The organism is Methylobacterium sp. C33D (genome assembly GCF_053345825.1).
In genome coordinates, this window is the sequence record NZ_JBKFAV010000031.1 from 31282 (window position 1) to 56748 (window position 25467).

At 70.5% G+C, this 25467-nt stretch carries 26 protein-coding genes and 1 other RNA gene; 14 read left to right on the forward strand and 13 right to left on the reverse strand.

The features are described 5' to 3' along the window. Positions 1-26 precede the first annotated feature (26 nt). The 3 genes from ACLBXO_RS22710 to ACLBXO_RS22720 all read left to right on the forward strand — a co-directional run bounded on the left by ACLBXO_RS22710 (position 27) and on the right by ACLBXO_RS22720 (position 5761). A complete protein-coding gene (locus ACLBXO_RS22710; RefSeq protein WP_447686773.1) occupies positions 27-1721 on the forward strand; it encodes an AMP-binding protein in 1695 nt (564 codons plus the stop codon). Positions 1722-1998: 277 nt separating this feature from the next. After that, positions 1999-4152: a PAS domain-containing sensor histidine kinase gene (locus tag ACLBXO_RS22715; RefSeq protein WP_447686774.1), complete on the forward strand. Its 2154-nt coding sequence runs from the start codon at positions 1999-2001 to the stop codon at positions 4150-4152. A gap of 169 nt (positions 4153-4321) precedes the next feature. After that, positions 4322-5761, forward strand: coding sequence for an 8'-apo-carotenoid 13,14-cleaving dioxygenase (locus ACLBXO_RS22720; protein ID WP_447686775.1), 1440 nt, complete (start codon positions 4322-4324; stop codon positions 5759-5761). Positions 5762-5786: 25 nt separating this feature from the next. Here the strand turns inward: ACLBXO_RS22720 and ACLBXO_RS22725 are convergent, their stop codons facing one another. Beyond that, the gene (locus ACLBXO_RS22725) at positions 5787-6422 is read right to left on the reverse strand and encodes a class I SAM-dependent methyltransferase (protein WP_447686776.1); all 636 of its coding nucleotides are present in this window, start codon (positions 6420-6422) and stop codon (positions 5787-5789) included. A gap of 561 nt (positions 6423-6983) precedes the next feature. Between ACLBXO_RS22725 and ACLBXO_RS22730 the strand changes: the two genes are divergently transcribed. The 7 genes from ACLBXO_RS22730 to ACLBXO_RS22760 all read left to right on the forward strand — a co-directional run bounded on the left by ACLBXO_RS22730 (position 6984) and on the right by ACLBXO_RS22760 (position 9972). Continuing rightward, the gene (locus ACLBXO_RS22730; protein WP_012329763.1) at positions 6984-7193 is read left to right on the forward strand and encodes a cold-shock protein; all 210 of its coding nucleotides are present in this window, start codon (positions 6984-6986) and stop codon (positions 7191-7193) included. Between the two features lie 127 nt (positions 7194-7320). Beyond that, positions 7321-7674 (forward strand): DUF6481 family protein, encoded by a 354-nt coding sequence (locus tag ACLBXO_RS22735; protein ID WP_447686797.1) that lies wholly within the window; start codon positions 7321-7323, stop codon positions 7672-7674. 41 nt (positions 7675-7715) lie between these two features. Beyond that, the gene (locus ACLBXO_RS22740) at positions 7716-7910 is read left to right on the forward strand and encodes a hypothetical protein (protein ID WP_331316304.1); all 195 of its coding nucleotides are present in this window, start codon (positions 7716-7718) and stop codon (positions 7908-7910) included. 51 nt (positions 7911-7961) lie between these two features. Beyond that, entirely contained in the window at positions 7962-8237 is a 276-nt protein-coding gene (locus tag ACLBXO_RS22745) for a hypothetical protein (RefSeq protein ID WP_331316302.1), read from the forward strand. Positions 8238-8347: 110 nt separating this feature from the next. Next, entirely contained in the window at positions 8348-8566 is a 219-nt protein-coding gene (locus ACLBXO_RS22750) for a hypothetical protein (protein ID WP_447686777.1), read from the forward strand. A 503-nt stretch (positions 8567-9069) separates the two neighbouring features. Next, positions 9070-9309 (forward strand): hypothetical protein, encoded by a 240-nt coding sequence (locus ACLBXO_RS22755; RefSeq protein ID WP_331316298.1) that lies wholly within the window; start codon positions 9070-9072, stop codon positions 9307-9309. A 294-nt stretch (positions 9310-9603) separates the two neighbouring features. Further along, positions 9604-9972, forward strand: coding sequence for a hypothetical protein (locus tag ACLBXO_RS22760; RefSeq protein WP_331316296.1), 369 nt, complete (start codon positions 9604-9606; stop codon positions 9970-9972). Between the two features lie 55 nt (positions 9973-10027). Here ACLBXO_RS22760 and ACLBXO_RS22765 read toward each other — a convergent pair whose 3' ends face one another. From ACLBXO_RS22765 to ACLBXO_RS22780, 4 genes are all read right to left on the reverse strand, one after another. Beyond that, positions 10028-10300: a hypothetical protein gene (locus tag ACLBXO_RS22765; RefSeq protein ID WP_447686778.1), complete on the reverse strand. Its 273-nt coding sequence runs from the start codon at positions 10298-10300 to the stop codon at positions 10028-10030. A 423-nt stretch (positions 10301-10723) separates the two neighbouring features. Further along, positions 10724-11980, reverse strand: a complete 1257-nt coding sequence (locus tag ACLBXO_RS22770) for an extracellular catalytic domain type 1 short-chain-length polyhydroxyalkanoate depolymerase (protein ID WP_447686779.1) — start codon at positions 11978-11980, stop codon at positions 10724-10726. A gap of 49 nt (positions 11981-12029) precedes the next feature. Beyond that, positions 12030-12449, reverse strand: a complete 420-nt coding sequence (locus ACLBXO_RS22775) for a CopG family transcriptional regulator (RefSeq protein WP_331316291.1) — start codon at positions 12447-12449, stop codon at positions 12030-12032. A gap of 244 nt (positions 12450-12693) precedes the next feature. Continuing rightward, on the reverse strand, positions 12694-13341 hold the full coding sequence (locus tag ACLBXO_RS22780) for a hypothetical protein (protein WP_331316290.1): 648 nt from the start codon (positions 13339-13341) through the stop codon (positions 12694-12696). A 461-nt stretch (positions 13342-13802) separates the two neighbouring features. Between ACLBXO_RS22780 and ACLBXO_RS22785 the strand changes: the two genes are divergently transcribed. Continuing rightward, positions 13803-14051, forward strand: a complete 249-nt coding sequence (locus ACLBXO_RS22785; RefSeq protein ID WP_331316288.1) for a hypothetical protein — start codon at positions 13803-13805, stop codon at positions 14049-14051. 70 nt (positions 14052-14121) lie between these two features. On the opposite strand, the gene ACLBXO_RS22790 is transcribed toward ACLBXO_RS22785, so the two are convergent. From ACLBXO_RS22790 to ssrA, 3 genes are all read right to left on the reverse strand, one after another. Next, the gene (locus tag ACLBXO_RS22790) at positions 14122-14946 is read right to left on the reverse strand and encodes a cobalamin B12-binding domain-containing protein (protein ID WP_331316287.1); all 825 of its coding nucleotides are present in this window, start codon (positions 14944-14946) and stop codon (positions 14122-14124) included. A 461-nt stretch (positions 14947-15407) separates the two neighbouring features. Continuing rightward, positions 15408-15941, reverse strand: coding sequence for a hypothetical protein (locus tag ACLBXO_RS22795; RefSeq protein ID WP_447686780.1), 534 nt, complete (start codon positions 15939-15941; stop codon positions 15408-15410). A gap of 318 nt (positions 15942-16259) precedes the next feature. Next, positions 16260-16432: a transfer-messenger RNA gene (ssrA, locus tag ACLBXO_RS22800) on the reverse strand. A gap of 163 nt (positions 16433-16595) precedes the next feature. On the opposite strand from ssrA, the gene ACLBXO_RS22805 reads away from it, so the two are divergent. Further along, entirely contained in the window at positions 16596-16751 is a 156-nt protein-coding gene (locus ACLBXO_RS22805; protein ID WP_012329749.1) for a hypothetical protein, read from the forward strand. A 208-nt stretch (positions 16752-16959) separates the two neighbouring features. Continuing rightward, positions 16960-17478 (forward strand): peptide-methionine (S)-S-oxide reductase MsrA, encoded by a 519-nt coding sequence (msrA, locus tag ACLBXO_RS22810; protein ID WP_331316285.1) that lies wholly within the window; start codon positions 16960-16962, stop codon positions 17476-17478. A gap of 187 nt (positions 17479-17665) precedes the next feature. On the opposite strand, the gene ACLBXO_RS22815 is transcribed toward msrA, so the two are convergent. The 5 genes from ACLBXO_RS22815 to ACLBXO_RS22835 all read right to left on the reverse strand — a co-directional run bounded on the left by ACLBXO_RS22815 (position 17666) and on the right by ACLBXO_RS22835 (position 22900). Continuing rightward, complete coding sequence (locus ACLBXO_RS22815) at positions 17666-17944, reverse strand: hypothetical protein (RefSeq protein ID WP_331316284.1); 279 nt, start codon at positions 17942-17944, stop codon at positions 17666-17668. A gap of 260 nt (positions 17945-18204) precedes the next feature. Then, a complete protein-coding gene (locus ACLBXO_RS22820; RefSeq protein WP_331316282.1) occupies positions 18205-18960 on the reverse strand; it encodes an ABC transporter ATP-binding protein in 756 nt (251 codons plus the stop codon). Between the two features lie 8 nt (positions 18961-18968). Then, entirely contained in the window at positions 18969-20804 is a 1836-nt protein-coding gene (locus ACLBXO_RS22825) for a branched-chain amino acid ABC transporter ATP-binding protein/permease (RefSeq protein WP_447686781.1), read from the reverse strand. Then, positions 20801-21676, reverse strand: a complete 876-nt coding sequence (locus ACLBXO_RS22830) for a branched-chain amino acid ABC transporter permease (protein ID WP_012329745.1) — start codon at positions 21674-21676, stop codon at positions 20801-20803. Before ACLBXO_RS22830 ends, ACLBXO_RS22825 begins: the two co-directional genes overlap by 4 nt. 60 nt (positions 21677-21736) lie before the next feature. Further along, positions 21737-22900 carry an ABC transporter substrate-binding protein gene (locus ACLBXO_RS22835; RefSeq protein ID WP_447686782.1) on the reverse strand — a complete coding sequence of 388 codons (1164 nt, stop codon included), beginning with the start codon at positions 22898-22900 and terminating at the stop codon, positions 21737-21739. A 734-nt stretch (positions 22901-23634) separates the two neighbouring features. On the opposite strand from ACLBXO_RS22835, the gene ACLBXO_RS22840 reads away from it, so the two are divergent. Then, on the forward strand, positions 23635-24828 hold the full coding sequence (locus ACLBXO_RS22840) for an alpha-hydroxy acid oxidase (protein WP_331316277.1): 1194 nt from the start codon (positions 23635-23637) through the stop codon (positions 24826-24828). The last annotated feature ends 639 nt before the right edge of the window (positions 24829-25467 follow it).

Here is a 25467-nt window from a genome sequence, read left to right on the forward strand (position 1 = left end):
TGTTCGGAGGAACGAGGGAGGACGACATGAGCGACCGAGCGGTGAGCTATGTCCACGGGGCGGTCGGTGAGCCCCTGCTCGGCCTGACCATCGGCCAGGCCCTGGATCGCGCCGCCGCGGCGTGGCCGGATCGCGTGGCGCTGGTCGCGCCCGCGCAGGATGCGCGCTGGACGTGGCGCGAGCTGAGGGACCGCGCCGACGCCGTCGCGGTCGGCCTGCTCGCCCTCGGCCTCCGGCGCGGAGACCGCATCGGGATCTGGTCGCTCAACCGCGCCGAGTGGGTGCTGACCCAGTTCGCCGCCGCCCGGGCGGGGCTGATCCTGGTGACGATCAATCCGGCCTACCGGCTGACGGAACTGGAATTCGCGCTCAACGCGGTCGGCTGCGCCGCCCTCGTGACGGCGACGGCGTTCAAGGACAGCGACTATCTCGGGATGCTCAACACCCTGGCCCCCGAACTCGCCGCCTCCGAGCCGGGCCGGCTCTCCGCCGCGCGTCTGCCGCACCTGCGCGCGGTGATCCAGATCGGCGGACCGCCGGCCCCGGGCGCGATCGCCTTCGACGCCGTCGCGGCCCGGGGCGACGCGGCCGGCACGGCCGCGCTGCGCGACCTCGCCGACGTGATGCAGTTCGACGACGCGGCCAACATCCAGTTCACCAGCGGCACGACGGGCGCCCCGAAGGGCGTGACGCTGACCCACCACAACATCCTCAACAACGGCCACTTCGTCGGCCGCGCGATGCGGCTGACCGCCGAGGATCGGATCTGCATCCCGGTGCCGCTCTACCATTGCTTCGGCATGGTGATGGGCAATCTCGCGGCCCTGACCCACGGCTGCGCCATGGTCTTTCCGGGCGAGGGCTTCGATCCGCGCGCGACGCTGGCGACCGTGCAGGCCGAGCGCTGCACCGCGCTCTACGGCGTGCCGACCATGTTCATCGCCGAGCTCGACCATCCCGATTTCGCGCAGTTCGATCTCCGCTCCCTGCGCACCGGGATCATGGCGGGCGCGCCGTGCCCGATCGCGGTGATGCGCCGGGTCGTTGAGCAGATGAACATGCGCGACGTCACCATCGCGTACGGCATGACCGAGACCAGCCCGGTGAGCTTCCAGAGCTCCAGCGACGACCCGCTGGAGCGGCGCGTCACGACCGTCGGCCGGATCCACCCGCATCTCGAGGTCAAGATCGTGGATTCCGAGGGACGCGTGACCCCGCGGGGCGAGCGCGGCGAGCTGTGCACGCGCGGCTACTCGGTCATGCTCGGCTACTGGGCGGACGCGGAGCGGACCGCGGAGGTCCTCGACGCCGCCGGATGGATGCACACCGGCGACCTCGCGACACTGGACGCGGAGGGGTACTGCAACATCGTCGGCCGGATCAAAGACATGGTCATACGCGGCGGCGAGAACATCTATCCGCGCGAGATCGAGGAGTTCCTCTTCCGGCATCCGCAGATCCAGGACGTCCAGGTCTTCGGGGTCTCGGACCCGAAATACGGGGAGGAGCTGTGCGCCTGGATCAGGCTGCGCGACGGTGAGACCCTGTCGGAGTCGGCGGTGCGCGCGTTCTGCGAGGGGCAGATCGCGCGCCAGAAGATCCCGAAATACATCCAGTTCGTCGACGCCTTCCCGATGACGGTTTCCGGAAAGATCCAGAAGTTCGTGATGCGTCGGTGCGTGGAGGAGCAGCTGGGGCTCGCGCGACCCGCGACGGCCTGAGGGCGCGGGCCAGCTTCCGCCGGAGCGGCCGGGCCGTCACCGGCGCGGTGTCGCCGGACGGCGTCCGCACCCGTCGCCCGCGGCCGCCGGCGCGGCTCCTGAAGACCGCTCGGCTCCCGCGGATGCTGTCATCGCTCGTGTCATCGCTCGGCGGCGTGTCGAAGTCGTCGTCCGGTGAAGCGCCATCATTGCTGCGCGCGCCGCGAGCGGACATGCTGGCGCGTGACGTCACCGAGGCGGTGTATCAGTGTCGGCATGGCCACAGGGCGGCGGCGAGATGGCCGCGCGCATCCGCGACTTCGCTTGGGAACAGACGCCGCTGGGGGCGTCCGCCCGCTGGCCGGAGCGCCTCAGGGTCATGGTCGAGCAGGTGCTCGGCAGCCCGCTGGTCGCGTCCCTCGTCTGCGGACCCGAGCGCCTCCTGATCTACAACGATGCCGCCGCGCGGCTCTACGGCGACCGGCACCCGGCGGGGCTCGGCCGGCCGCTGGCGCGGACCTTTCCGGCGGGGTGGGCGACGGTCGCGGCCTTCTACGCGCGCGCCTTCGCGGGCGAGGCCGTACAGGTGGCCGGGCAACCTCTGGCCGCCCGCGTCGGAGGGGCCGCGGAGGACGTCTTCGACGCGCTCCTGATGCCCGTGCGCGACGCGGACGGGCAGGTGATGGCGGTGCACATGACCGGCCTCGAGATCGGTGAACGCCTGCGCGCCGAGGCCAAGCTGCGGACCAGCGAGGCCCGGTACCGCGACCTCTTCGACGCCATCGACGAGGGGTTCTGCACCATCGAGGTCCTGTTCGACGGGGCCGGGCAGGCGGTCGACTACCGCTTCCTGTCGGTGAACGCGGCCTTCGAGCAGCAGACCGGCCTCCGCGACGCGGTCGGGCAGACCATCCGGGCGCTGGCGCCCGACCTCGAGCCGCACTGGTTCGAGACCTACGGCCGGATCGTGCGCACCGGCAAACCCGAGCGCTTCGAGGACCGCGCCGACGCGCTCGGGCGCTGGTACGAGGTCTACGCCTTCCCGATCGGGGCGCCGGAACGGCGGCAGGTGGCGGTCCTCTTCAAGGACATCCTCCAGCGCAAGCGGGCCGAAGATCGGCTGCGCGCCAGCGAGGAGCGGTTCCGCGCCTTCGTCACCGCCAGTGCGGATGTCATCTATCGCATGAGCCCGGACTGGAGCGAGCTGCGCGTCCTCGAGGGTCGCGGCTTCCTGGCCGATACCGTCACCCCGAACGACGACTGGCTGAGCGCCTACATCGATCCCGCCGACCAGCCGCGCCTGCGCGAGGCGATCCGGCGGGCGATCCGATCCAAGACGATGTTCGAGCTGGAGCATCCCGTCAGGCAGGCGGACGGGAGCCTGGGCTGGGCGCTGTCCCGGGCCGTGCCGCTCCTCGACGATGACGGCGAGATCCGCGAATGGTTCGGCGCCGCCAGCGACGTGACCGCGCGCAAGCGGGCCGAGGACGATCTGCGCGCGAGCGAGGAGCGCTTCCGCGGGCTGGTCGAGGGGTTCGGACAGTTCAGCTGGGAGGCGTCGGCCGAGGGCGTCATCGAGGTCGACAGCCCGGGCTGGCGCGCGTTCACCGGGCAGCGCCCGGACGAGTGGCTCGGGCGCGGCTGGGTCCACGCGATCCATCCCGATGACCGGGCCCTCACGGAGGCGAAGTGGCGGCAGGCGGTCGCGACGCGGACGGCGGTCGATCACGAGTACCGCCTGTGGCACGCCCCGAGCGCGTCGTGGCGGTGGTCGAACGTCCGCGCGGTGCCGATCACGTACCCGGACGGGTCGATCCGCAAATGGTCCGGGGTGAACATCGACGTCACGGACCACCACAGGCTGCTGGCGCGGCAGGAGGTGCTGATCAACGAGCTGCAGCACCGCACGCGCAACCTGCTCGGTGTCGTCAGCGCCGTGGCGGGCAGGACGCTGCGGCAGGGCAGCCCGGTCGAGGCGTTCGAGGCGCGGCTGCTGGCGCTGAGCCGCGCGCAGGGTCTGCTCAGCCAGTACGGCAGCGACACGGTCGAGGTCGGCGCGCTGGTGCGGGCCGAACTGGCCGCCTACGTGGACGGCGCGTCCGACCGCATCACCGTCGCCGGCCCCGAGGTACACCTGACCGCGCGGCAGGTGCAGAACTTCGCCCTGGCCGTCCACGAGCTGACCACCAACGCCGTGAAGTACGGCGCGCTCCAGAACGCGACCGGTCGGCTGCGCGTCACCTGGGCGATCCTTCCCGATTCGCGCGGCCGCCGGATCCTGGCCCTGGACTGGACAGAGGGCGGCGTCACCATCGATCCCGGTCAGGTGACGCGCAGCGGTTACGGCACGGAGCTGATCCAGGAGGCGCTGGCCTACGCGCTCCAGGCCACGGTCGATTACAGGCTCGGCGCGGACGGCGTGCGCTGTCGGATCGAGATGCCGGTCTCCTGATCGACGGGACGCGGCCGCGCCGAGCGTCGGAGTTCGGCCGCGCGCGTCGCGGTCCCCGCGTTCGGGTATGGTGCGCGAAGACGCGAGCGCGGCCTCCTTCGGTGGCAGGGGAAGGCCGGCTTCGCGTCGATGTCGTCCTGCCCGCCGCCCGATCGTGGAATCGCGCCCGATGCCGAAACGAGTCCAGTCGGCCTTCCGCGCGGCCGCCGAGATCGGCGTCGGCCTGCTGGCGGCCTGCAACCGGCTGCGGCTGCCCGGCACGGTGAATCCCTTCGTCGTCGGCGTCCACGAACCGATGCGCGCGGAGCTGACGCTGGAGAACCTGCCCGTCACCGGGGCGATCCCGCCCGGCCTCGACGGCCTCTACCTCAAGATGGGGGCGAACCCCGTCCGAGCGGCGACGCGGGGCCACGACTGGTTCCTCGGCGACGGCATGGTGCACGGTCTCGCCCTCGAGGATGGCCGGGCGCGGTGGTATCGCAACCGATGGATCGGCTCACGCCAGGCCGCCGCGGCGCTCGGGCGGCCAGCGGCGCCCGGGCCGCGCCGGGGCGGCAACGACACCGTCAACACCAACGTCGTCGAGATCGGCGGCCGGATCTTCGCGGTGGTGGAGGCCGGCAGCTTCCCCGTCGAGCTCTCGCGGACGCTGGAGGAGCAGCGCTACAACCCGTTCGACGGGACGCTCACCGGCTCCTTCACCGGTCATCCGCACCGCGATCCGCTGACCGGCGAGACTCACGCCGTCGCGTATGACGGCCGCGTCTGGGACCGCGTGCGCCACGTCGTTCTCGCACCGGGCGGGCAGGTCGTGCGGGATGTGCCGGTCGCGGTCGCCCACGGCCCCTGCATCCACGACTGCGCGATCACGGCCCGCTTCGTGATCGTGCTGGACCTGCCCGTCACGTTCTCGTTCCGGGCCCTGCTCGCCGGGTACCGCTTCCCGTTCCGCTGGAACCCCGGCCACGGGGCCCGGGTGGGCCTCCTCCCCCGGCACGGCAGCGACGCCGACATCGTCTGGTGCGCCGTCGAGCCCTGCTTCGTGTTCCACGCCGCCAACGCCTACGACGCCGCGGACGGGCGCGTGATCCTCGATGTCGTCGCCTACGGGACGGTGTTCGCCTCGCCCGGGGGCGGGCTCGACACGCCGGGCCGGCTCGAACGCTGGACGATCGATCCGTCGACGGGTCGGGTCGAGCGGCGCGTGATCGACCCCGCGGCGCAGGAATTCCCCCGCCTCGACGAGCGGCGCCTCGGGCAGCGCCACCGCTACCTCTACACGGTCAGCGTCCCCGCCGACGGCAACACGCAGCTCGCCGGTGCGACGCGGCTCTACAAGCACGACCTCGAGACGGGCGCGCGGCACGTGCACGATTTCGGTCCCGATCACGTCCCGGGTGAGTTCGTCTTCGTGCCCGCGCATGCCGGGGCCGGCGAGGACGAGGGCTGGCTCGTCGGGCTCGTCATCGACACCGCCCGCGACACGACCGACTTCGCGATCCTCGACGCGCGCGCGTTCGACGCACCTCCCGTGGCGCGGGTCCGCCTCGGACACCGGATCCCGCTTGGCTTCCACGGCAACTGGTTCCCGGCACGCGGCCTCGCCTGAGAGGCCGGTGCTGCGCCCCGGCTCCTCAGGTCGCGGCGGTCCAGCCGATCACCGCCGTCACGGGGTCGCCGGGGCCTCCCACGGGGTTGAGGACGCGTCCCTCGACGCGGGCGAAGCCGGCGCGCTGGAGGTACAGACCGACGAGCTGGGCGTGGCCCGCGCCGTCGAGGGCGTTCCAGATGGCCACCGCCTTGGTCGGGAAGCAGCGGTTCGAGAAGCTGATCACCGCCGGCGCACCGGGGCGCAGCACGCGCGCGATCTCGGACAGGACGGCCACGGGGCGCTGGAGATACTGGACCGAGACGCAGATCAGCGCGGCGTCGACGCAGGCCGTGTCGAGCGGCAGGCGCGGCTCGGTGTTGAGATCCTGCACGAAATGCCGGGTCAGGCGCGGGTTGGCGGCGAGCTCGGCCGCGTTCAGGCCGTGACCGGTGATGCTGGCATAGGTGATCTCGTCCGGCAGGTGACTGACCCAACTCGACATCAGATCGAGGATGTCGCCGCCCGCCGGGACGATCGCTCTGTAGAGGTCGGTGACTGCCGCGATCGCGGCGTCGTCGATATGGGTCACGAAGCGCGGTTGCGCGTAGAACGCGGGATCTGGCCGACGGTCGTGCTTGGCGAACGCCTCGGGGGGAAAGTCCGGCAGATCCTGAGTCATCGGCGAGCGGGCTCCCGGGTCGAACGGCGCGTCGAACCCGACGGCCGGCGCGCGAAGCTGGGATAGCGTGCGGATAAAGAAAGTGCCCCACAGCCCCGCGGACAGGTGTCCACGTCGCCGCATCCGCGCCGGGGAGACCGCGCGGGGCGGATCGCGGGCTCGAGCCGGCGCCGTGCCTGCGGGACCGCTCCGCTCGCTCGGCCACCCGTCCTCGTCGGGCGGGAGCGGCGGCCGGCACTGTCGGAAATCGGGCGACCGGGCGCGTGAGCGCAGGGACGCGGACGCGGCGGTTCATCCGGGCCGTTCGCGCGCAGTCCGAGCAGAATTTCAGGATCAATTATTGCTGCACAGCGCGGCGTGAAACGCGCAGTTTTTTAAAATACTTGTCATCGATGCGCCGTTGGCTTACAGATGTGAGATCGATTTTTGGCCAGGTATCCGGCCGTATCGCCTCAACAGGGCGAGCGTTCTGCATCTCTCCCATTTTCGACATTCGGCGACCGGGCGCGTGCGATCCATGCGCCCGCCCTATCTTTTTGCCTTCACTGATATGGAATACCTATGACCATCGGCACCGTTAAATGGTTCAACGACACCAAGGGCTTCGGCTTCATCCAGCCGGATGACGGCGGCAAGGACGTGTTCGTCCACATCTCGGCCGTCGAGCGCGCCGGCATGCAGGGCCTGAACGAGGGCCAGAAGGTCTCCTACGAGATGGAGACCGACCGGCGGACCGGCAAGCAGTCGGCCGGCAGCCTTCAGGCCGCCTGAGCCTCGCGCGTCCCCGCGCGATGCACGTCGAAGCCGCTCCTGCCGCGGAGCGGCTTCATCCATGCCTCATCCATGTCTCGCCACCCGGGCTGACGCCCGGTGCGCCTACGGAGAGTTCGTGAAGCCTTTGAAAACCGATCACCTCGTCGATCGTCTCGCAGAGACGGCCAGAGCGCGGCAGGCCACCCTGGCCCGGTTCCGGGCACGCCCGGCGGCCGATGATCCGGCCGTGCTCGCTCGGCAGGCCGCGCGGCGCGCGGTCATCCAGGCCCGGGACCTGCGGGCGACCGAACGGGAAGCCGTGCGTCTGGCCGCCGAGCTCGAGCGTGAGGCTGAGGTCCAGGCCGCGCAGGCCCGCGCCGCGGCCGAGTCCGACCGTCTGGCTGCCGAGATGGCGGAGCAGCAGGTTGCCCGCGCTGCCGAACAGAAGGCGGCCCGCGACGCGCGGTTCGCGGCCCGAAAGGCGCGTGCACGCCGCTAGCCCGAACCCGGCCCGCGCGCTGTCACTCCGGAGGACGACCCATGTCTCACAAGTTCAAGATCGGCCAGCACGTTCGGCAGCTGGGGCTCAGCTACGCCGGCAGTAAGAGCACCGTCGACGGCCTCTTCGAGGTCGTCCGCCTGATGCCGGACGACCGGTCCGGCGAGCCGACTTACCGCATCAAGTCCGCGAGCGGCGAGCGCGCCGTGCGGGAGGGTGAGCTCACGTCCGCTTGAACGGACTCGGGACGTCGACCGGTCCGACCCAGATCGAGGCTGTTGCGATCCATGACGACGACGAAGGACACCCACTCGGCCGACGCGGCGATGATCGAACCCAATCAGACGGCCTTCATCCTCAAGGTGACGCGTCCCGACGACGCGGAGCTGTCGGGCCAATTGGTCATGTTCTACGCCGCGATCACCACCTCGGAGGACGAGGCACTGGCCATCGTGCGCCGCGCGGTGAAGGCCGATGCGGAGGTCGAGCCGACGGGCGTCCGCCTCTCTCAGCAGACCGCCAGCGCCCTCCATCTGGAAGCGGGCCTCGCGCGGGCCCTCTGACGCGCCGATTTCCGGAACCGCCCTGCGACCGCGGCCGGGATGACGCCCGCGCGGGACCTCCCGACAGGACCGCGCGTTGTGGCAGCAGCGATGAGCTGAGGACGTCTGCCATGGACATCGAACGCCTCGCGGAAACCGAGACCACGCTCGCCGTCGCGGACCGCCTCTGGCGTGCCGAGATGCGACGGGTGTTCGGGCCCGATGCCGTTCTGCGCCACGGCTTCGGCGCGGAGCGTCAGGGCGCACCCGGAACGCGATTGCGCGTGGCTTTCGAGGCGCGACGGAGCGCGATCGCGGCGTGGCGGCACGCGCGGCGCCCGGCCGCCTGACCCGCCGCCTGCGGGATCGTTAGCCGCTTCGCACCCTCGTCGCCGACGCCCTCCCGGCCGGCGCGATCACGGCGGCCAACCTGGACGGGGGACGTGAACAGCGGCTGTCGGCACGGTATGGAGGGCGCTGAGGGTCGGCGGGCGTGCAGCGACCGGACGGCTTCGCAGCACCGCCCTCGCCTCACCAGGATCATCCCCGCCGGACGACGGCAAGCGAGGACAGACCGATCGCAAGCGAAGCACGAGCCCGAGGCGGCCCGAGCCGGGGCGCCCCGCGCCCCCCCGAGCGCACCGTCCCCGGTCGGTCATGCGGTTCCTGCACAATGTGCTGCCGTGTTCTGGCGATTCCCGCCCTCGACAAGCCGGCGGGAACCGTGTGCGGGCACAGCACCGGAACGGGCTGCGGGATCTACAGCGAACGCCCGGAGGCCTGCGCCCGGTGGTTCTGCCTCTGGCGCAAGATCGACGCCCTGCCGGACGCGCTCAGGCCCGATCGGTCGGGCGTGATGTTCTCACTGGATCGCCGCTCGCCCGCCGCCGATGCGGCGGATGCGACCTGCATCGTCGGGCGCGCACCGGAGGGCGTGCGCGCCTTCGACCGGCCGGACGTGATCGAGGCGTTCGCCATGTTCGTGCGCGAGGGCTCCTGGCCCGTGTGGCAAGCGACCGAACACGTCACGACCCTGCTGCATCCGGGTCCGCAGATCTCTTCGCCATCGTCTTCGCCATCGTCTTCGCCGTGACCGACGGCGGTGCGGGCACGGCCGGGGCCGGGACGCGCGATGACTTCGGTGGGCGCGCGGGGTTCGGCCCGCGTGCGGGCGCGCCCCCGAGCGTCCCCGTATCGATGTGCGGGGCGACCGAGGCGGGCCCGCCCGTGACCGGGAAAGCCGGACACCTCTGTCCCAGCCAGCATCCCGCCGCAGCAGGCAGGGGACATTAATAATCGCCGGAACCGTATTTTTAAGCTCAGGCCGTGCCGTGATGTGCTATGCATCCGCACAGGCACGCATTCGCCAGCACCCCAGGAGATTTCGATGACCATCGTCCGGTGGCTGATCTCCAGAACGATCCAGTTTTTTCTTGGCAGCGCGCAGGAGCGCAGCTCCGATGCGATCGCCAGGCGAAAGGAAGCCGGCACCTTCGAAGGGGCATCGGCGAGCAAGGGCCGCGATTTCGAAGCCAACTACGCCGCGGCCGCTCAGCTCCTCAGAACGCGGATCGATCGGGCGTTCCCCGACGCCTACTCCGCGCGGCTGAGTTCCGGGAGAAGCAGCTCTTACGACTACGGGCAAGATCGCGCGCTCGCCATCGACACCATGTCGATCGCCATCGCGATGGCGTTGCGGAACGGCGCCACCGTTCCGCAGGCGGCCGCGGCCGGGGCAGCGAGCATCGGCATCTGACGGGACACGCGGCACAATCGTGCCGCGACGGACCGCGTTGCGCTTCCGCGGGCGTTCACACCGTCGTCGCGCCCGCCATGTCGCGGGTCCGCTCGATCATCGCGAGGAGGACCGTGTGGAAGGCCTGCTGCTCGCGGGAGCGGGCTCCGGTCCGCGTCTCGCACGCGAGTTCGGCGCGCAGCCCATCGAGGGCCGCTGTTCGCCGCTCCGCACCGTCTTCGCGCAGGATGAACCGCAGCAGGATATCTTGGGCGGCCGCGAGCTCGGCCGGGTCCCCCCGGACGATGAGCGTTCCCAGCGCGTCCAAGCACGTCTCGCGATCAGTCATGCGCACATCCATCGGTGATCAGGGGGCCGAGTCGACTGCGGTATCGGGTCCTCGACGCGCAGCTTGATCGAGTGGCTCGGAATGTCGCGACGGTCCGCGACGCGAGATTCCGGGCCAAGCCCGCGGCATCCAGATCCGTGAGCGGATCGATCAGCCGCCCGCCCCCGCGGCGCGCGTGTCGCGCACGCGGCTCGGCGGGACATTCGATGAGGTCTGCCACGCGCGCCTGTCCGTTGCAGGCGGGGGCATAGACCCTCAGTCACCAGAGCCTGGATCAACCGATCCGGTGATGGCGATACTCTGCGCCTTCATGACCGACAAAGATAGTCCGGACCTGAAGCGCGCTCCCCCGCCCAGCGAGATCGGATCCCTCGTCGGTCGCGCGATCCGGCAGGGCCGGGGCGGCCGACAGACCGGCAGCACTCAGGGTCTGGCACCGCCCCCCCGCGCGTGCTCCAGGAAGAAGCGGATCATCTCCTGGCTCGCGTCCGGGCCGCGCGGGTCGGTGAACGTGCCGGCCGGGCTGCCGCCCGACCACGCGTGCCCGGCGCCGTGCAGGACCCACTGCTCCACGATGGGGCGGCCGGACGCGTCCGTCCGGACGGTGCGGGTATAGTCCATCCCATCCGGTGTCCGGCCCTCTGTCACGGATGTGCGGAGGTCCGGATCGGACGGCCCCTGCGCGGCCACGCGGTCGCCGTTGGCCGCGTGCACCGTGCGGTCGCGGTCACCGTGGAACACGATCAGCGGCACGGCGTGTCGTTTCCCCGTCGCGCGCGCGCCGTCCCCCTTCATGACCGCGAAGGCCGACGGCACGTCCCGCGCCGAGCCGCACGCCAGGCCGGAGTGGACGCCGACCGCCGCGAACAGGTCGGGATAGGTCATCGCCAAAATCGCGGCGGCGGCCCCGCCCGCCGAGAGGCCCGCCGCGTAGACGCGCCTGTCATCGGCCGAGAAGTCCGCGATCACCTGCCGGACGATGCCGGCGATCAGGGCAGGCTCGCCGCCCTCACGTTGCTGGTCACCGGGCTCGTACCAGTTCCAGCACCGCTGCATGTTGGCCGAACGCGGCTGCTCCGGATAAACCACGAGGACGCCGCGCGCCTCGGCGACCGCGTTCATCCGCGTGCCAGCGGCGAAGTCATCGGGATTCTGCGTGCAGCCGTGCAGCATCACCACGACGGGCAGCGCCTGGCCGGCGTAGCCGCTCGGTACGTAGACCTTGTAGTTCCGGGTCCCGGCCGCGCCGGTGAATGTGCGGGCCTCGAAGCGTGCCCCTTCCGGAAGCCGCGCGGGAGCCGGCGTCGCCACGTCCCGCCCGTCGCGATCCGCGCCCAGGCCGGCCGTCGCCAGCGCGTCCTGGATGGTGCGCATCACGCTGCCTGCGATGTCGCCTCCGAACTCCGCCTGGGGGCGCCGGTCCGAGCGGCCTGCGGTCGTCTGCGGCGCGACCCAGGCTTCGCCGGGTGCGGAGGGCGCGACCATGTCGAGGATGTCGGCCGCGTCCGCGGTCGGCGCATCCGCCTCGGCCGCGCCCCGACCCGCCTCCGACCACAGCTTGAAGGCGGCGGCCTGCCGCTCATGGAGCCTGGCCATCGCCTCCGACGCGCGGGCGGCACGGGCCGGGTCGAGCTTCGGGAACGCGAAGCGTCGGAAGGCGGTCTTCGTGGCGCGATCCATCGGGCGGGTCCTGATCGAGTGGGGAGCGGGCGGGGCGGGCTGACAGCCGTCAGGTCATCCGGTCGGCGAGCGCCGCCTTGACCGCGGGACTGGCCTGGAAGGCGCCGAGCACCTCGACCGAGGCGATGGCGGCGCGGGCCAGTTCCGGCGTGACGTCGAGGGCGATGCTGGCCAGCCCGAGCACTTGGATGTGGAGCGGTGCGCCCGCGTCGCGCGCCGCCTCGAGCGCCTGCTTGGTGTAGTGCGACAGGCCGAGGCTCAGCTGCTTCCGGCTGACAGATTGCCTGACGGCCTCGCCCTGGCGCTCGATCTGATTGCGCACGGCGGTTCGGATGAAATCGGCGCGGTTGGCGTAGAAGCCGTCGCGGACCATCAGGTCGATGTGGCCGAGGTCCACGAAGCCGAGGTTGAGCGTGATCTTCTCGCTGTCCGGCAGCTTCGGCCGCAGTTCGTGCACCTTGCCGACCATCTCACCATCCCCAGGCCATCCGATTGGATGGTCTTTAGATGGTTGACTTGGGTGGCGGCGCAAGGGCTCGCAGCGCGTGCTCGAATCGGGACGGACGGATCGCCGGGTCTTCCGTGGAGAGCCGCCGCGTCAGGAGCCCAGGCAGGGTCGCGTCGGGCCGAGCCGCGATCTGAGCCGGGCGCGCGGCGACCGGCAATCCGGCGGGATCCGGACTCGGCGATCGATCCCGGATCCGGACGAGGGGTTATCTCCGAAGCCGGCTGGCGGTCGGTGCGGCCTCGTCCCATTCGCGATCCCGCTCCGCCAGCAGAGCGGCACGACGGGCCGCCACGGCCGCGGCGTCGCCCGCCGGTGCCGCCCCGGCATCATCCAGAGGGTGCGAGGGGATCGGATCGGCCGCGCCAGCAAGACGGGCGAGCGCCGTGACGACGTGGTCCACCTCACCGGATGTCACGGTGCCTGTCCGCAGAAGCCCGAGACGCGAACACGTGGCCATGTCCGCACAGGATCCGTCCTCGAAGCGGAGCGCCGCGATCTGATCCGCCCCGAGGGGCAGGCATCCGGCCGACAGCCCGCGCAGCCGGACGAGCCTCCGCTCCCGCGTTGCCTCGGCGGTGTGAATCTCCCGCGCGTCCGGGAGCCAGCGCGCCAGTTCGTCGAGGATGAAATGCCGGACGCGCTCGACGCGGATGGGGCCGAACTTCCTGGTCGCGGCGATCGCGATCGGTGAAGACCTGGCCAGATGACCGAGATCCGGGAAGCCGGCCTTGCGCAGGCGGGCTCGCAGGGACGCCGTCAGCAATCCGCGCCCGAAGCCCTCGGCCGAGAGACGCTGGAGCGCGTCATGCGAAAGGTCATCGAAGAGGGGGAGGCGCGCGCCGACCTCGGCCATGAGACTGTCGGACCAGATGGTGCGGCGGGATCGGTCGGGCATCATCGCGGCCGATAGGGTACTTGCAGGTTGTCCGCAACGACCGGTCAGCGCTGGCCTGGAGGACGTCCGGCCGGCGCGTGACGGCGCCGCTCGGCACAAGATCGCCCGCAGGTCGCTGACGCGGGACCGAGACCTTGCGCCAGAACGGCGGGCAGGCCGTGTTGCGGCGCCCGATCCCGGGACAACCTTCCCAAAAGACTTCGGAGCTGGCCGGGATTGCCGAACATCGTCGTGTCAGGCCCGTGCTCCGACGCCATCGTCGAGGGGAGGGCCCGCGCGGCGAGACTCGCGGACCACAGTCAGGACGGATCGTCGATCGCGGGTTTCGCTCCGCGCGGAGGCAGTCAGCACTGCCGCGGTCGTGCGCTCGAACCCGCGCGACGCGTCCGATCCGCCTACGATTTCACCGCAGCCAGGTCGTGGAGAGCGCAGTCGATCGCCCGGATAAGCTGCTCGCTGGTGCGACCTACGGCAGGATCTCGCGACATGGCGACGGCCGCTTGCTGCAATGCCCGAAACTGTTCGAGCCGAAGGGTCGGATCGAGGCCGCGTGCGACGGCCGACTGTACGAGGCCGCGGACGAATTCGTGCACCAATTGCTCGTCGAATGCTTGCAAATTCTGAATCTCTGCCTCTCGACCGCGACGATTCTAACACCGTCCCGATGAGAAGAGATCCGCGCAACGCCAAGATCCGCACAGCGCCAAGTCGCCGGATCGGGCACTCGGCCGCATGGCGTCATCGCGCCAGGGTGGCCTCCGCGATCCCGACCGCCGATTGCGCGTCCGCGGCAACGGCATCTGCGCCGACCAGACGGGCGCTGTCAGGCGCCCGCACGAAGAGCGGTCCACCGACGATGACGCGCAAGTCCGGGTTGCACGACGCGGCGCGCAACTTCGCCACGGACACCGCCATCACGGGCAGGAGGATGTCGCAAGACAGAGAGATGCCGACCAGATCGAACTGTTCGGCGCGGACCAAGCTGGCGGGGTCCTCGTCCGCGCCTGTGGTCAGGACCACATCCCATCCCGCCTCGCGGAAGAAGCTCGCCACGAGCGCGAGACTGAAGAGATGGGTCTCGCCGGGACAGGGCATCAGCAGGACGCGGCGACCGTTCGCCGTCACGTCCACGCCCTCCAGATCCGCACACAGAGCGCGCGTCAGATTCTGGAGGCGACCGAGCGCGACCGCCACGTCGAGGAAATCCGCGGCATCTTCTTCCCAGAGCTCGCCCAAATGCCGTGCCGCGGGTGCAAACAGGTCGAGCAGCAGGGCATCCAACGAGACCCCCTCCTCCAAGAGGGCGCGGACCCATTCGCCGTGCGGTTCGCCTTCCATCAACGCTCGAGCGAGGGAGGCGACGCGTTCAGGCGTCGGCGGTTTCGGGGGCGATGGCTGCGGCGGCGGATCGGCCTGATGCGCGAGCGCCAAGCGCGGCAGGATCTCGTCCTCGACGATCCGGGCGAGGCCGGCCTGGATAATGGCCACGTTGCGCGCGGCCGCTCCGCGAGCGGACCGAATCTGTCGGTCACCGCATGTGCGCGCGACACCGATCTCCGCCATTTCAGGCATTGGCTCCCCCGCCGATACAGCACTATATGTTTTGATCCGCCAATAGGCAACTCGATTAGTGAACTATAATTCAGATCCCGTGCGATTAACTTCGGCTACAGCCTGACGGGATCCAAGCTCGATACGGCCGCTGCGGGCTGTTCGGGCCCGTGCCGGCGCTGAACTGCTGCGTCGGATGCAGGTTCCCGCGCATCGCGCGTCCTGTCCCGCGGCCCGCGATGCCTTCGGCCTCCGCCACACCCGGCTGCCCTACGATGGAGCCGCCACCGAGAGCCCCGCGTTCGGCACCGCGCGGAGCGACACGGTTTTTACGCCGCGAAGCCGGGCAGGTCGCCGTTCCGACACGGGACGACAACGTAGATCGGCCGAAGGTTGGACGAGGCGGCAGAGCAGTCCCGGCGCGCGCTGCGCGGCGCGCGAGATCCGAGGTCGGTCCCGCGGCCCGCCGCCGGTCATCCGACGCCGCGGCGACCGACCCAGGTGAAGGCCCACGAGCCGCCTTCGGGCGAGCGTGGGTGCTTCGGGCGAGCGTGGATGCGTTCACGATTGGGGCGACCGGGCCGCCGGCAGCCGCGCACCGCCACGTCAGCCGGCGAAGCGCCCGATGCCACGATCACGGTTCGAACATCCTTAAGACGAGATCCGCCCGCAGAGACCGTGCGCTGCTCCCCGGGCAGCCATCGCCGTGCGAAGACCGTCCGCAGGCTCGGCGGCCGGCGCCTCCGCGGCGCACCCCGATCACGCGTCGCTTCGGCGCTGGCGCGATCGGCCACGGCGCGCAGCGCTTCGCCGTTTTCCATGGCGAACCAAGTCCGCCGCAGGTCCGGAATCTCGGGTGTAGCGCCGGGCTCGGGCGTATCGCCGGGGCGCTCACGGAACAGTCCGGCGCAATGGGCGAGCTCGCAAGCCGCGACGATATCCGGAATGGCGGCACCGCGGCCGCGCGCGGGTTCGGCGAGAGCGTCTCCCACGAGGCGCCGCATCATCGCGCCGACCGCGGCCGCGACGGCCTTCGCCGCCGCCCGGCTCGCGCTCGTTCGAGCAACGCTCCGATCTGCCCGACCGCGAACCCGAACCTGCGAAGGGCAGACGATAAAGGCGGGTCCCGAGGCCGAAGCCCCGGGTTCTGTTGCTAGGCGTACCCACGCCCCGGAAGATTACGCCGCGAGGCGCATCTCCATGCCGACGTTGTCGTTGGCATTTAGAGTTTTGGCCAGGTGCTCGGAACGAGGGTTGCCCGCGCCAAGCCGGTCGAGTCCTTACCGAAAGCCGCATCTTATCCTGCCGAAGCAGGACAGAACTCGCGATCCCTTTACCGCCCAGTCGAACCTGTTTCACCCCCAGCAGAAGCACCCTGGCGGCGCGCAGACCGCAACGGCGGACGCGCACCCTGGTCCCCGCGCGGTATCCGGGGCAGGATGCTTCTGGTGGAGGCGCCGGGTACCGCCCCCGGGTCCTGAAGCGTTATTACGAACCGGTCATCAACCTCGCCGCGACCATACCCCATCCCGGCCCGCCGGTCCATCGGGTGCGAAGGGCTCTCCGGGCCCCAAGTCTGTGGCGCCGCGGCCGACGAGCGCCCATATGAGGGCGATCCCTCCGCGCAATCCCGTGCTCTGGGCCACGACGCGGAGGCCGAAATGGCGCGCGAACTCAAAACCGGCAAAGCGCAGGGCGTCACGCCCGAGGACTTCAACGAGCGCGTGAAGCGCCTCCTCGCCGACAAGCCGGATCCCCGCAAGGCCGAGCCGGCGCGGAAGAACTTCAAGGCCAGCAAGCCGCTCGTGAGGAGCTGAGAGGCCGCCTCGGAGACGTTCGCTCGGCAGCGAACGTCTCTCCCTGGCAGCCCGCGCGCATCCACGCGCGGGTGTGGGCGGTTGACGCCGCGACCGAGGCGGGTCTGCTAGGTGCCGCGATATCGATCCAGGCTACGAGGTCGCAGGGCGTAGCGCCTCGGGATCCCCATATTGGCGAGATCAGTGAAGCGGCTCAGGAGGAGCGAAGATGGAAACCGAGAGGGCGGTGCTGGCCGGTGGTTGCTTCTGGGGCATGCAGGACCTCATCCGGCGTCAGGAGGGCGTGCTGTCGACCCGCGTCGGCTACACGGGCGGCGACGTGCCGAACGCGACCTACCGCAACCACGGCACCCATGCCGAGGCCATCGAGATCATCTACGACCCGGCTCGGACGAGCTTCCGGCGCATGCTGGAGTTCTTCTTCCAGATCCATGACCCGACGACGCCGAACCGCCAGGGCAACGACAGGGGCCCGAGCTATCGTTCGGCCATCTTCTACACCGATGACAACCAGCGTCGGGTCGCGGAAGTGACCATCGCCGACGTCGACGCTTCCGGCCTGTGGCCGGGCAAGGTCGTGACCGAGCTGGCGCCGGCCGGTCCGTTCTGGGAGGCGGAGCCGGAGCATCAGGATTACCTGGAACGGCGTCCCGACGGCTACACCTGCCACTTCATCAGGCCGAACTGGGTGCTGCCCGCACGCGCGCGCGCCGCGCAGGACGCGTGAGCGCGCCGGCCCGGGGCAGGCGGATTGTCTGCCGTCTCGGGCCCCGCGGTCACGACAGAACCGCCAGTGACCCGCTGACATGCACCGGTTCTGGAACGGGTCGCTCGGCGCGGAGGATCGTCACGGCAGCGACGGGCTCCGCCGCCGCGTCGCGACGATCGGCAACGGTTCCGTTACGGCGACGGACCTATATGTTCTCTCGCGAGGCCTGCTCGGAGCAGGCCTTCGCCACCTCCGAGATCGGCAAATTCGCGTGGCCCGCGGTCCGCGACGTGTCGTCGAGGCAAGAGCGCACGCTGTCACGTGATGCGCGCCCGCCGCGCGCGCCGTCCATTCTACGCAACAGATCATCTTTCTCCGTCGACGACGCTCCGGCCCAGGCTTGCATGGTGTCTCCGATGTCCAGCGCGAAGGCGGGCGTTGCCATGACGACGAGGGCGAATGCACCAGCGGGAAGGAAACGCATCGTCGAAGCCTCGAGAGACGGGGGACCGGCACATGCACGCGCGGGTCGTAGCCGGGCAGTTCGCGTCGGAAACTCGGCCGCGCACCGGCTCCCGGCTCGTGAGCAGAGGCTCACAGGAGCGGAACTAGGTCCCGGAGCGCCCCCGCGGATGGCGGGCGGCTTGGGGCAAAACCGCACAGTCCAGCTCTGCCGTCGCGCCCCGCCCGGGCCACGGGGCCTTCCAAACCTCAGCGACGCGCAACCGCCGAGGCGCCGGACGGTCAGACCGCGGGTTCGGGCCTTGTCCGGCCGCCGAGATACGCCGACCGGATCTCGTCGTTGGCCCACAGGGCGTCGGGCGCGCCCTGCAGGACGAGCCGGCCGGTCTCCAGAACGTAGCCACGATCGGCCACCGAGAGCCCCATCCGGGCATTCTGCTCCACCAGCAGCACGGTGGTCCCGCGGCGGCGCACCTCGGCGATGATCGCGAAAACCGCCTGGACGATCACCGGGGCCAGTCCGAGAGAGGGCTCGTCCAGCAGCAGGATCCGCGGCTTGGCCATCAGGCCGCGCGCGAGGGCGACCATCTGGAGCTGGCCGCCCGACAGCGTCCAGCCCAGGGCGTCGCCGAAGCGGCGAATGTCCGGGAAGAGGTCGAACATCGCCTCGACCTCGTCGCGCAGCGCCCGCCTGCCGAGGCCGGAGCGGTTGGACGCGCCCAGCATGATGTTCTCGCGCACCGTCAGCCCCGGGAAGACCCGGCGCCCCTCCGGAACGTGGGCGACACCGAGCCGCACGATCGCCTCGGGCTTCAGCCCTTCCAGCGGCCGCCCCTCCAGCAGGATCGTGCCGGCGGCGGGCCGCACCAGCCCGGAGATCGCCTTGAGCGTCGTCGACTTGCCGGCGCCGTTCGAGCCCAGCAGCGTCACCACCTCTCCGGCCCCGACCGAGAAGGACAGGCCGCGCACGGCCTCGATCTCCCCGTACCGGACGACGAGGTCGCGGATCTCGAGAAGGGGTGTGGCGGGCGTCGTCATCGCGGGAGTCACACCGGGGCGAGGTCGGTCTTAAGGCTCGCCGCAGGGCCGGCGGCGGCGTCCTCGCCGAGATAGGCCTGGATCACCGCGGGCTCGCGCAGCACGGTCGCGGTGACGCCGTCGGCGATGCGGCGGCCGAAGTTCAGCACGGTGATGTGGCTCGCCACGTCGCTCACCAGCGTCATGTCGTGGTCGATGATCAGGATGATCAGGCCCTTGGCGGCCATCCGGCGCAGGAGCACCGTCAGGGCGTTCTTCTCGCTGGAGTTGAGCCCCGCGGCGGGCTCGTCGAGGAGCAGCAGCACGGGGTTGCCGGCCAGTGCCCGCGCGATCTCGATCAGGCGCTGGTGGCCGTACGAGAAGCCGGAGATCGGCTCCAGCGCCCGCCCATCCAGCCCCACGAAGGCGAGCGCCGCCCGTGCGCGGGCCTCCAGGCTCGCGCGGTCTCGGGCGGCGAGCGGGTTGTTGGGGCGCTCGGCGCCGATGACGACGTTCTCCAGGGCGCTCATGGAGCGGAACAGGCGGATGTTCTGGAAGGTGCGGCCGATCCCGGCCGCCGCCCGCCGGTGCGGGGAGAGGCGCGTGACGTCCCGCCCGGCCAGCCGCACGGTACCGCCCGTGGGGCTGTAGAGGCCCGAGAGGACGTTCAGCGTCGTGGTCTTGCCGGAGCCGTTGGGGCCGATCAGCGCGTGGATGCCGCCCCGCGCCACCGTGAAGCTCACCGCGTCCACGGCCTTGAGGCCGCCGAAGTGTTTGGACAGGTCCGACACCTCCAGCATCGGTGCCGCGGAGGCCTCGCCCTGGCTCAAGGTCAGCTCGGCGACGGGCGGCGGAGCCGGGCGGGCCCGGCGCAGCCGCCGGACCTGGTCGCCGAGGAAGCCCCAGATCCCGTCGGGCATGAACACCACGATCAGGATCACCGCGAGCCCGTAGATCGCGAGGTAGAGCCCCGGGATCTCCTTGAGGAAGCGGAGCCATTCCGGGATCAGGATCAGCAGCGCGGTGCCGATCACGGCGCCGACCGGCGAACCGACGCCGCCGAGCAGCGCCATTGTCAGGAAGACGATGGACTCGGCGAAGGAGAACTGGTCCGGGCTGATATAGGTGAAGCTGCCGGCGAACAGCCCGCCGCCGAGCCCCGCCAGCAGCGCCCCGAGGGCGAAGGCCGCGACCTTGGTGCGGTAGATGTCGATGCCCGACACGCCCGCGGCGAGCTCGTTGTCGCGCACCGCCCGCATGGCGCGCCCGAGCCGCGTCCGCGGCATGTGCCAGACGAGCCAGCCGACGACGGCCAGCACCAGCACGCAGAGGGCGAGGTAGCTCTGCCCGTCGGCGAACAGGGCCGGGCGGCGGATGTTCGGCACCCCGTCGGGACCGTGCGTGACCGGGATCCAGTTGGTCAGCACCAGGGTCAGGATCTGCTGGAACGAGATCGTCACCATGGCGAGGTAGTGGCCGCCGAGCCGCAGCGTCGAGGCGCCGAGCGCGGCGCCCAGGAGGAGCGCGAGACCCAGGCCGGTGACGAGGCAGATCCAGAAGTTCAGGCCCCCGTCGACCGTGCCGAGCCCGACCGCGTAGGCACCGATCCCGAAGAAGGCGGCCTGGGCGAGGTTGATCTGCCCGCACAGGCCGAGCACCACGGTGAGCCCGATCACCGCGATCGCGTAGGTCGTCGCCTGCATCAGGATGTTGAGGGCGTAGCCGCTGAGCGGCGTCGTCGCGGCGAGCGTCACCAGGGCGGCGACCAGAGCCGCGTAGGCGAGGCTTCCGAGAGGCAGGCGGCGCGGCGCGGGCGCTGGAGCCGCGGCGGCCGGGCCGGTGACCGTGGAGGGGCGACCGCTCATGCCTTCTCCGCCACGCGCTCGCCGAACAGGCCCTGCGGGCGCACGACCAGGAAGACCACCAGCACCAGGAACGCGAAGGCGTCCTTGTAGGGAACCGAGATGTAGGCCGCCCCGAAGGTCTCGATGATGCCGAGGGCGAGGCCGCCGATGATCGCCCCGGTGACGTCGCCGAAGCCGCCGATGATCGTCGCCGCGAAGGCCTTGAGGGCGATCGTGGCTCCCATCTGGATCGACACGAACAGCACCGGCGCCACCAGGATGCCGGCGATGCCGCCGAGCACGGCGCTGTACACGAAGGTCAGCATGATCATGCCGGCCACCGGGATGCCCAGGAGGGCGGCCATCTCCTTGTCCTGGGACGTCGCCTGGAGCTTCTTGCCGACAAGAGTGTGCTCGAAGAACCAGTACTGGAACGCCACCAGGGCCGCCGTGACCGCGATGATCAGCAGGTACTGGCTGTCGAGGAAGACCGGCCCGAGCAGGAACCCTTGCGTCTCGAAGACGGGCGGGAGCACCTGCGGCTGCGGCCCGTAGAGGGCGAGCGTCGTGTTCGCCAGGAAGATCGAGGCGCCGATGGTCGAGATGATTACCGGCAGGTAGCTGCGGTGCCGCAGCGGGTAGTAGACGCCGAGATTGAACAGGGCGCCGAGCAGCGCCATCCCGCCGAGGGTCAGGAGGAGTGACAACCAGTAGGGCCACTGGAGGTCGACCGCGAAGACCACCATCAGGAAGGCCGCCACCATCGAGAACTCGCCCTGCGCGAAGTTCACCACGTTGGTGGCGCGGAAGATCAGCACGAAGCCGAGCGCCACCAGGGCGTAGACGGAGCCGATGCCGATCCCGGTGAAGAGGAGTTGCAGGATCAGGTCCATGCGGTCCGCACTCTCGCCTCCTCCGGATGTCGTTCACGCGCCCCGAACACGTCGGCCGGCTCACCCTTGGTAGAAGTCGATCCGCCGGTCGAAGACGATGTTGCCCTTGTCGTTGCGCACGACGTTGTAGCCGTGCAGGCCGTCGCCGCTCTTGTCGAAGTTGTAGGTCCCCTCGGCCCCCTCGTGGCCGCGCACCGCCAGGATGGCCTCGCGGATCGCCTGCGGGTCGGTCTTGCCCGCCGTGTTGATCGCCTTGGCCAGCACCGTGACCGCGTCGAAGGTCCAGGACGACTGGTTGTCGGGGGCGACCTTCATCGCGGCCCGGTAGGCGTTGCCGAAGGCCCGGGCCGCGTCGCTCGATTCCTCGGCGTAGTCGGCCACGCCGTAAGTGCCGTAGAGCGACGGCCCGGCGAGCTTCAGGGCGGTCACGTTGGTGATCGACGGCGAACCGACCCAGGGCGCGGTGACGCCGAGCTGGCGCAGTTGCCGCGCGAAGATGCCGATATCGTTCTCGAAGGTGAAGTACGAGCCGATCACGTCGGCGCCCGACTGCCGGATCGCCAGCACGACCGGCGTGAAGTCCTGGCTCTGGTTGGTGTAGCCCTGGTCGAGGGCGACGGCGGCGCCGCCCTTGGCGAGGCTCTCGGTCAGCGCCTTGGCACCGCTGGTCCCGAAGGCGTCGGTGGAGTGGATGATCGCCCACTTCTTCTTGCCCAGCCCGTTGACGCCGTGCTCGGCGATCACCCGGGCCGAGAAGCTGTCGTTGGGGCGGAAGCGGAACAGCCAGGGATTGCCGAGCTGCGTCAGAACCGGGTCGGTGCCGCCGAAACAGACCGGTTTCCCCGTCTTCAGGATGTCGGGCGCCATGGCGTGGTTCTGGGTCGAGCGGATCGAGCCGAGGAAGCCGACGAGGTCGCCCTGGGACGCCAGTTTCGAGAAGGCGAAGACCGCGCCGGGATTGGTGGTCTGATCGTCCTCGGTGACGATCTCCAGGGGCTTGCCGAGCACCCCGCCGGCCTTGTTGACCGCCTCCAGGGCGATCTTCGCGCCGGCGAGCGCGTAGCGGCCGGCATCCGCGCCCGGCCCCGTCACCGGAAGCACCATGCCGATCCGGACTGTTGCCCCGGCACCCTGAGCGCAGGCCGAGCGGATCACCCCCGGCACCAGGCTGCCCGCGACCGCGGATGCGGTCCCCGTCAAGAAAACGCGGCGCGTCGTCCTCATCGGCGTATCCGTCCCACCGCCGATGCTCGGGCCCGGCGTTGGCAACGATGGTCCCTATTCCCCGCGCCGATGTCTATCCTGCAAACCTTCGCCGATCAGTTTCGATGAGAAGAAGCTCTCGGATCGTCACTCGACCGATTTCGCTGCGGTGCGGCGAGATCGAAGACGATCACGGCGAGACACCGCTCGCAGACACGCTGTCCCGATGCGCATCCGGAACGCGGAGACCCGAATAGGCGCGATCCGGACTGTGTACTTTCAGGCAGAGATCCGGCGCTCTTCTGCGAGGCGGACCAGCGTCACGGGCTATCTAGATCGCTGTACGCTCGCCCGTGGGAGGCCGGACGCAGGACGATGCCGTCGCGGGCGCGCGGGCCACCCTGCGCCTCAGGCACGCGGGACGTCCGGGCGCCCGCGGCCCGTGTTCCGATGCGGGCAGGTCGCCGAGCGCGGGACCGGCGTTCATGAACGCGATGGTGGCGACGCGTGCGGCCTCGCGACCCGTCGGGACGAACCGTTCGAACTCGCTGAGCAGGCCGTGCATCCTGCCCTTCGTCCCGCCGCGACGGAGTATTCCGACCGGACGCGCTTTCGTTTTCCAGCGAACCGTTGCACCGTCCAGCTTCGAACACGGGGCATCGCGAGCTGAAGCGCGTGCGGCGTACGGGACAGCGGGCGCGTGCCCGCTTCCCCCGCGCCCGGTCCCGTCATCCATTCGCGAGGCCGAACCTCCCATGGCGCCCATCATCACGACGGTCGAGGACCTGCGGCGGATCGCGAAGCGGCGCGTGCCGCGGATGTTCTACGATTACTGCGATTCCGGTTCGTGGACGGAGTCGACCTACCGCGCGAACGAGACCGATTTCGCCGGCATCAAGCTCCGCCAGCGCGTCGCGGTCGACATGACCGACCGCAACCTCGCCACGACGATGGCCGGCCAAGCCGTCGCGATGCCGGTCGCCCTGGCGCCGACGGGGCTCACGGGCATGCAGCACGCCGACGGCGAGATCCTGGCGGCGCGGGCGGCGGAAGCGGCGGGCGTGCCGTTCACGCTGTCGACGATGAGCATCTGCAGCATCGAGGACGTCGCCGAGAATGTCAGCAAGCCGTTCTGGTTTCAGCTGTACTTCATGCGCGACCGCAGCTTCAACGACCGCCTCATCGACCGCGCGAAGGCGGCGGGCTGCTCGGCCCTGGTCCTGACGCTGGATCTCCAGATCCTCGGGCAGCGCCACAAGGACATCCGCAACGGACTGTCGGCCCCGCCGAGGCTGACGCCGGGCACCGTCCTCGATCTCCTGACCAAGCCGCGCTGGTGCTGGTCCATGCTGCGCACCGAGCGCCGGACTTTCCGCAACATCGTGGGGCACGTGGACGGCGTGCGCGATACCCGTTCCATCTCGGCCTGGACGGCGGATCAGTTCGACCCGCGCCTGGACTGGGACGACGTGCGGCGGATCCGCGAACGGTGGCAGGGCCCTCTGATCCTGAAGGGCATCTTGGACGTGGAGGATGCCGAGAGGGCAGCCGCGACCGGGGCCGACGCGCTCATCGTCTCGAACCATGGCGGGCGGCAGCTCGACGGCGCCCCCTCCTCCATCGCCGCGCTGCCCGGGATCGCGGACGCCGTCGGCACGCGCATCGAGGTGCTGATGGACGGCGGGATCCGCTCGGGCCAGGACGTGCTGAAGGCCGTCGCCCTGGGCGCGAAGGGCGTGTTCATCGGCCGCGCCTTCCTCTACGGGCTCGGCGCCTACGGTCAGGCGGGCGTCGCCCGCTCCCTGGAGATCATCCGTACGGAACTCGACATGACGATGGCCCTGTGCGGGCATCGCGACATCCGCGCGGTCGACCGGTCGATCCTCTGGACGCCCTCGGCGCAGGAAGCCCGGGACGAGGCGCAGGCCGTGCGGCGCGTCGGGTCCTGACAGCGCGCGACGGCCGTTCCGCCGCGGATCTCGCTGCGTCGCATGCCCGATCCTGGAGCCCTCGAGAATCCCGCCTCTTCGATCCGCCCATTCGGCCGGTTCTTCCCCGCCTACGCCCCGATCGCGTCGATCGTCCAGGTACGGCTACCGACTCCCCCGCCCGCCGCACTCGGAGCGCGGCTTACGAGCCGGGATCGACGAGGCCATAGCCGCGAGGGCGGAGCCGAGACCGCCAGACTGTTCGCCGCCGAGACGCCTCCGCGCGGCAGCGACCCGGACCGGGCCGCTCGCGCGGAGCCGGATCGCAACGACAACGGCGCAGCGACCCGTGGGGTCGCTGCGCCGTCGGATCGGGCCGCCGAGGGGGGAAAGACGGCCCGCCGAACTTGGTATGCCAGATCCGTCGTCCGCGAGGTGCGCCCGAGCACATCCGAAAGGATGTGGCGCGGCAGCGACAGAGATCGGCCATCACCTGTGGACAGCGCGAAGCGCCCTCGATCCGTCAAGGTTCAGGAGCGAGCGTGGTGACCTCACTCCCGATACGGCCTTGCCATGTTTGCCAGCCCTCACGCCTTCGTCCTGCACCATCGCGAGCGCCTCGCCGTGCTCGTCTCGTCGGCTCTGTTCCTCGCGGGCGCG